Annotated in this window: 10 protein-coding genes; all 10 read right to left on the bottom strand. The window is 33.3% G+C overall.

The features are described from left to right. Positions 1 to 234: 234 nt before the first annotated feature. Entirely contained in the window at positions 235 to 738 is a 504-nt protein-coding gene (locus EYD45_RS16395) for a hypothetical protein (RefSeq protein ID WP_130965751.1), read from the bottom strand. 148 nt (positions 739 to 886) lie between these two features. Next, the gene (locus EYD45_RS16980; protein WP_233702685.1) at positions 887 to 1,372 is read right to left on the bottom strand and encodes a tyrosine-type recombinase/integrase; all 486 of its coding nucleotides are present in this window, start codon (positions 1,370 to 1,372) and stop codon (positions 887 to 889) included. A gap of 214 nt (positions 1,373 to 1,586) precedes the next feature. After that, on the bottom strand, positions 1,587 to 2,000 hold the full coding sequence (locus EYD45_RS16975) for a hypothetical protein (protein ID WP_233702682.1): 414 nt from the start codon (positions 1,998 to 2,000) through the stop codon (positions 1,587 to 1,589). Positions 2,001 to 2,173: 173 nt separating this feature from the next. Further along, the gene (locus EYD45_RS16385; RefSeq protein ID WP_130965750.1) at positions 2,174 to 3,478 is read right to left on the bottom strand and encodes a cryptochrome/photolyase family protein; all 1,305 of its coding nucleotides are present in this window, start codon (positions 3,476 to 3,478) and stop codon (positions 2,174 to 2,176) included. A 101-nt stretch (positions 3,479 to 3,579) separates the two neighbouring features. Further along, the gene (locus tag EYD45_RS16380; RefSeq protein ID WP_130965749.1) at positions 3,580 to 4,041 is read right to left on the bottom strand and encodes an SRPBCC family protein; all 462 of its coding nucleotides are present in this window, start codon (positions 4,039 to 4,041) and stop codon (positions 3,580 to 3,582) included. A 36-nt stretch (positions 4,042 to 4,077) separates the two neighbouring features. Further along, a complete protein-coding gene (locus EYD45_RS16375; protein ID WP_130965748.1) occupies positions 4,078 to 4,539 on the bottom strand; it encodes a TspO/MBR family protein in 462 nt (153 codons plus the stop codon). Beyond that, the gene (locus EYD45_RS16370) at positions 4,526 to 4,702 is read right to left on the bottom strand and encodes a Lacal_2735 family protein (RefSeq protein ID WP_130965747.1); all 177 of its coding nucleotides are present in this window, start codon (positions 4,700 to 4,702) and stop codon (positions 4,526 to 4,528) included. Before EYD45_RS16370 ends, EYD45_RS16375 begins: the two co-directional genes overlap by 14 nt. Before the next feature lie 5 nt (positions 4,703 to 4,707). Beyond that, a complete protein-coding gene (locus tag EYD45_RS16365; protein ID WP_233702683.1) occupies positions 4,708 to 5,187 on the bottom strand; it encodes a glutathione peroxidase in 480 nt (159 codons plus the stop codon). 61 nt (positions 5,188 to 5,248) lie between these two features. Continuing rightward, on the bottom strand, positions 5,249 to 5,932 hold the full coding sequence (locus tag EYD45_RS16360) for an SDR family NAD(P)-dependent oxidoreductase (RefSeq protein WP_130965745.1): 684 nt from the start codon (positions 5,930 to 5,932) through the stop codon (positions 5,249 to 5,251). Between the two features lie 21 nt (positions 5,933 to 5,953). Continuing rightward, positions 5,954 to 6,169, bottom strand: a complete 216-nt coding sequence (locus EYD45_RS16355; RefSeq protein WP_130935604.1) for a hypothetical protein — start codon at positions 6,167 to 6,169, stop codon at positions 5,954 to 5,956. Positions 6,170 to 6,197: the final 28 nt, after the last annotated feature.

Genomic DNA, 6,197 nt, shown 5'->3' with positions numbered 1-6,197 from the left:
TGTTGTAAGTTCGTCTAAAATTTTCAGTTTAAAAGGTTCTGAATACCGTCTGATTACTTTGTCATTTTTATACATAATGTTTAAAATTATGTAGCCTTTATTCAGGACGGGGCAAAATTGTGGGCAACGGTCTCGGCTATGATTTCGTTGTGGAATCATCCGCAGGATTATTCCGCCGAAATCCCCCCGTTTGATTTATACTTTTATTTTGGTGTGGCACAAAACCACAATGAATTATAGCCATTGTTGTACTGCGTATTTATTTTTACTAATTAATTCTTTCAAATCCGTTTCGTTCAGTGGGAACTCTAATTCCGTTTCCATTTTACCGTTTAATATTCCGCCTATTCCTTTATGAAAAAGTTTTATTTTATTTTCCTTTTGCATAAGATTTTCAATTCGAATCTGCGTGCTTATTCCGTCAATTTTATTCTCTGTTTTGGAAAAGGAATATTGTAAAGATGGTTGGTATTGTTTAAATAGTTTTGTTGCATTATATGGTAGAATCAAAATGTTGTTTTCATAGAATACAACATCTGATTTTTTTCGCTGATAGGAAATGTTTAATCTACTTTTCCCCGAAATATGTGTCACAATATTGTTTGCAATTTTGTGATTTATTCCATTCAAATTCTCAATTACTTTTTCTCTTTTCTTTTTGAAATAAAGATGAATTCCAAGGTTTCCAAAAACTACCCAAGAGAACATTATTATTCCTATAATTATAAAGTTGGTCATATGCAGTACAACTTGTTTATATGCGGAACTTTCTTCTTTTTATACCTCCAATTTGCTCGGATATGCGGAATTTTTTGTCAGTTTTATCTTTTTTAAGACCTACTAATAAAAGATGAAAATTCTTATATTATTGCAATGTCGCTATTTTTTATATGTTATCAAACGGATTTTTAATTTTTCTAATGGTGGTTTCAGATACGTGTGTATAAATCATTGTAGTTTTAGGGCTGTTATGTCCTAATAATTCTTGTATATATCTTATATCGGTTCCGTTCTCCAAAAGGTGGGTAGCAAAACTATGTCTTAGCGTATGTAGGGTTATGCGTTTTTTCAAACCTATTTTTTTAGCAGCGTTTTTCAAAATTTTTTGTGCGCTAGAACTACTGTATTGTTGTTTGTTGTGTCCCTCAAATAAATAATTTTCTGGCTTGTAGGTTTTATAATAGTCTCTTAACAGTTCTAAAAATGATGAGGAAAGTAAGGTGTATCTATCTTTTTTTCCTTTAGCATTTTTTATATGTATTAACATTCTTTTACTATCTATGTCTTTAATTTTTATGTTAGTTGCTTCTCCTATTCTTAGACCAGCAGAATAAATTAAACTTAAAAGTGTTTTGTGTTTTAAATTTGTAATGGCATCTAAAAGTTGCTTAACCTCTTCTAAACTTAATACTATTGGTAGCCGTTTTTCTTTTTTTGGTCGTTTTATGTTTGGTTGATCTATAACTATACTTTTGTAGTCTAAATATTTTTTTATACCACTAATGCATTGGTTTTGATAGGATATGGATTTGTTTGTCTTTACAATAAAATCATAATTAAAAGATTCTATTAACCTAGATGAATAGTCAGTTGTGTTTTTTTAGTATTGTGTATCTTATAAAAAATGATGCTACCTCTACATAGCTGTTTACAGTATTTGTACTTAGTCTTTTTTGTTGTAACCATTTCTTAAATTTAAAAATATCTTTTTTTTGATATTCTGAGAGCGAAGGTAGTTTTATGTGGTAGGTTTCTGCAGGTGCTTGTTTTATTGTTTTTAGGGCATCGTAATCTACAAACCAATTTTTTAACCTTAGATGATTGTATACAAGTTGTTTGTTTTTTGTTGTAAATGGAATGTAGAATGTTTTATGTGTTTTACTCCATTTAATTTCAGGTAGTTCCTTAAGATGTAATCTTATTTCATCATCATAGTTAAAAGAAATGCCTATTTGTACGGTGTTTTTGTATTTAAGAGGCGAGAGTGTTATTCTTTTCATTGTAAAACATTATGTGTAAATATAACCAATATAGGTTTATTTTACTACAAATAAAAGTTATAATACTCTACAAAATAGTTTTGTTGGTTAAGAAATACAGCATTAAAAAATCTGCTGTTATACATTATTACTTGTTTTGTATTTATTTTTAAAGTAAACATGGCACAAGTTTTTTAATTCAAAGCAGCCTTATAAGTATCCAAGCAGCGTTCTCGTGCAAGTTTGTGTTCCACAATAGGCTGTGGATAGGTAAGTTCTTGAAAATCTGGTACCCAAGTTTTGATGTATTCCAAATCTTTGTCAAATTTCTTTATTTGTGTGGTCGGGTTAAAAATTCTAAAATATGGTGCCGCATCTACGCCAGAGCCTGCAACCCATTGCCAGTTGCCAATATTACTTGCCATTTCGTAATCATGCAATTTTTCAGCAAAATAAGCTTCTCCCCATCGCCAATCGATAAGCAAGTGTTTACATAAAAAGCTACCTACCAGCATACGCACGCGGTTGTGCATAAACCCAGTTTCATTTAATTGTCTCATTCCAGCGTCAACCAAAGGGTATCCTGTTTTGCCATCACACCAAGCTTTAAAATCCTCTTCGTTGTTGCGCCATTGTATACGATCGTATTTAGATTTGAAGCTTTGCGTAGCTGTATCTGGAAAATGCCATAAAATCTGCATAAAAAACTCGCGCCATATCAATTCCTGCCAGAATATCTCATTTTGCTCCGCAATGGCTTTCTTAATCATTTTACGAACACTAACAGTACCAAAACGCAAATGTGGGCCTAAACGTGACGTTGCATCTTTTGCAGGAAAATTACGTGTGTCTTCGTATTCTTGTATTAAAGTGGGCGTAACCGTATAAGGTGCTATGTTTTGATTTGATGGTTTAAAACCGATATCCGATAAACTTAAGTTTGGCAATCTACTATGCTCTACCAAATTGTCTAAATACGAGTTGGTGTAAAAAATCTCTAAATCATAGGATTCAAATTTTGCTTTCCAAGTTTTCATATAGGGCGTGTAAACGACGTACGGGTTTCCATCCCCTTTGACAACTTCATCTTTTTCAAAAATAACTTGGTCTTTATAGCTTTTAAATTCAATACTTTTTGAACTTAAAAATGTTTTAACACGCTCATCTCGATCTCTAGCATAGGGTTCATAATCATGATTGGTGTATACACAAGCAATATCAAAATCTTCTATTAAACTCTTATAAATGTCAAGTGGCTTCCCGTGATACATGGCGATACTGCTACCGTATGCATCCTGCAGCGTATTACGCATCTCTTGAAGTGTGTTGTGTATAAAGCTAACACGTGCATCATCCTCAGGAAGTTTATCTAAAATTTCCGAATCAAAAATAAATATGGGAAGAACGGGATGTTCCCCTCTTAAGGCTTCATAGAAACCTTTGTTATCATCTAATCGTAAATCGCGTCTAAACCAAAATATGGATATGGGTTGTTTCATATATACTAACTTTCAATTATAAAGCAGAAGCGCTTTAAATCACTCTTATATTTTGTTTTGGATATCTTGAAAACTGCTAGGAACTAACGAATATAAGTAAATTAATACTTCCCAAATAGCTCTTCTAATTTCTGCGTTCTGTAGCTAAAAATTTCTTCTAATTTGGGCTTCACTAAGATAGGGTGGACTAACCGACCAATAAAACCAAAAGGCACTTTATAGTCAATAATATCCTCCATTTCAACACCACCTTCAATTTCCTTGATAAAGTGCTTGTGATGCCAAAGGGCATAAGGCCCAAAACGCTGCTCGTCCACAAAATAGTGCTTATCGACGCAATGTGTTATCTCGGTTACCCATTTTGTTTTTATGCCTAAAACAGGTGTTACAATATATTGAATAATTTGGCCCGCATACATTTCTCTGTCTGCCCCTGATAAAATATTAAACCCCATGTAGTCTGGAGTTATAGTTTTTAAGTTTTTAGGGTCAGATAAAAAATCCCAAGCTTCATTTACAGAAATGGGTAAATTCTGAGTTTTATGTAATCTGTAAATTTTCATGAGCTTATTTTAAGATTTGCGCGAAAAGTCTTTGGTTTAATTGTTCAATAGAATATATCCATTAAGTGATGTGGCAATGCAAAGCCAAATAAAATAGGGGAGGATGAGTAGGGTTTTAATGCGCATTAATTTTGCATATAAAAATGTAAATAAACCTACTACACAGGTTAGGCAGATTATTATGGTTAATCCTAATCCGATGAAATGAAGGTTGAAAAAAATATAATTCCAAATAACATTTAATATAAATTGAACACTAAACATTACTATTATTGTGGCACTAGGTTTCAATTTATAGAGGAAGGCCATATAGATAGAAAAACAGATCATAATGGTTGTCCAAGCCACACCAAAAACCCATCCAGGGGGCGTCCATGGTGCTTTGTTTAAATTCATGTACCAATCTGTTTGAGGCCCATTAGCCATTAACAAATTGCCAATGGCTAGGGCCCCAAAATTAATGACCAAAAAAATAACAATGTTTTTAAGCAGCTTCATGTTTCATATCATTCAGTACTTTTGCAACTTCTTGTGCTTCAGCGTATTTTCTATCGCTAGCAGCTCTGTTGATAGAAGATAGCTCGTGCCATTCTTGCATTAATTTTTTAAACTTATCTTCTAATTTTTCTCTTTTTGATTTTCTTTTAAACAATCCTAACATAGCATTTATTTTAAGTGTTTTACAATTTTTGAACTCAAGGGGCTTGTAGATGAAAAGAAGTAGTCTACTAAACGTCCTTCTTTATCTACCAAATATTTCTGGAAATTCCATTTTACTGATGAATTTGAAACGCTATTATTTATTTTTTGAGTAAGCCAGGTGTATAATGGGTGCTGTTCTTTTCCTTTAACCTTTATCTTTTCGGTCATTAAAAATGATACGCCATAATTAACCTCACAAAATTGATTGATGGCATCAGCATTTCCTGGCTCTTGTCCACCAAACTGATTGCAAGGAACTCCAATTACCTGAATTTTATCCTTGTATGTATCATACAATTCTTGAAGTGCTTTGTATTGTGGTGTAAAGCCGCACTTTGAGGCAACATTTACAAACAGCATGTACTTTCCTTTAAAGAGAGATAAATCTATTGGTTTTCCGTTAAGCGCATTTATATCAATATCATAAATGCGCGCAACATCCATTTTTTTCTCTTCGGAAGAGGTGCCTAAAGTGGCTACAAATGTTTTTAATAAATTCATCAATTTAAATTTTAAAACTTACGATACCGCAATCCATTTCAAAAACCTGACCGGAAATCGAAGAGGAATTTTCTGATAATAAAAACTCTGCCATGTCTGCCACTTCCTCTGGGGATAGAAACTTTTTTAAAGGATGCCGCTCCGTAATATTTTCTATCATTTTATCATTGCGAAGTAGCTTTGATGCCAAATCTGTATCAGTAACGGTAGGTGCAATGGCGTTGATACGCAGTGTAGGTGCTAATTCTGCCCCTAAAGATTTTACTAATCCTTCCACACCAGATTTTGCTACGGCAATACTGGCATGATAGGGCATACCTAGTTTTGCAGCAACTGTACTAAATAAAACCACAGATGGTTTACTTCCGTTTTTTAATATGGGCAGATACTTCTGTATTACCTTTACTGCACCTAGCACATTGATTTCAAAATCATTTTTGAAGTCATCAATACTTAAGCGGGAGATGGGTTTCAAATTGATACTGCCAGGGCAGTAAACCAGTCCGTCTGCCGTTTCGATGTCCGGTAAATCTTCTTGTGTAACATCGCAATTAAAGTGGGATAAATTGGTATGCGATATTTCTGGAGTACTTCTGCTAATGTTTACAACATTGCAATAGGGTAATAGCTTTTCAATTAAAGCTTTTCCAATGCCCTTACTTCCACCAACTACTATTATCGTTTTCATGGGTTTCAGGGCATTTTGTTTTTATGGCCTGCCCTTTAGCCGTTTTTCTATTTTTTGTTTGATAACGGTTAAACGCTTCATCAAATCCATTAACTCTGGATCTTTCTCTTTTTTATAGATGTCGTTCAAACCTAAAATTAAACTTTTCACTTCTCTAGACGATTCAATACGCTCACTCGTTGTTTTAAACGTATGTCTGCGCTGTTCGAACTCTAAAGCTTTGTCAATAATCTCCATATATTCTAATCTTACTATATTTAATGTA

Source organism: Hyunsoonleella flava (assembly GCF_004310325.1).
GTDB classification, from domain to species: Bacteria; Bacteroidota; Bacteroidia; order Flavobacteriales; family Flavobacteriaceae; genus Jejuia; species Jejuia flava.
This window is presented reverse-complemented; position numbering and strand designations above follow the sequence as displayed.

Excerpts from the sequence above, each read along its gene's own strand:
- EYD45_RS16395 (WP_130965751.1), bottom strand. The coding sequence starts at position 738 with ATGACCAACTTTATAATTATAGGAATAATAATGTTCTCTTGGGTAGTT.
- EYD45_RS16975 (WP_233702682.1), bottom strand. The coding sequence starts at position 2,000 with ATGAAAAGAATAACACTCTCGCCTCTTAAATACAAAAACACCGTACAA.
- EYD45_RS16385 (WP_130965750.1), bottom strand. The coding sequence starts at position 3,478 with ATGAAACAACCCATATCCATATTTTGGTTTAGACGCGATTTACGATTA.
- EYD45_RS16380 (WP_130965749.1), bottom strand. The coding sequence starts at position 4,041 with ATGAAAATTTACAGATTACATAAAACTCAGAATTTACCCATTTCTGTA.
- EYD45_RS16375 (WP_130965748.1), bottom strand. The coding sequence starts at position 4,539 with ATGAAGCTGCTTAAAAACATTGTTATTTTTTTGGTCATTAATTTTGGG.
- EYD45_RS16370 (WP_130965747.1), bottom strand. The coding sequence starts at position 4,702 with ATGTTAGGATTGTTTAAAAGAAAATCAAAAAGAGAAAAATTAGAAGAT.
- EYD45_RS16365 (WP_233702683.1), bottom strand. The coding sequence starts at position 5,187 with ATGGATGTTGCGCGCATTTATGATATTGATATAAATGCGCTTAACGGA.
- EYD45_RS16360 (WP_130965745.1), bottom strand. The coding sequence starts at position 5,932 with ATGAAAACGATAATAGTAGTTGGTGGAAGTAAGGGCATTGGAAAAGCT.
- EYD45_RS16355 (WP_130935604.1), bottom strand. The coding sequence starts at position 6,169 with ATGGAGATTATTGACAAAGCTTTAGAGTTCGAACAGCGCAGACATACG.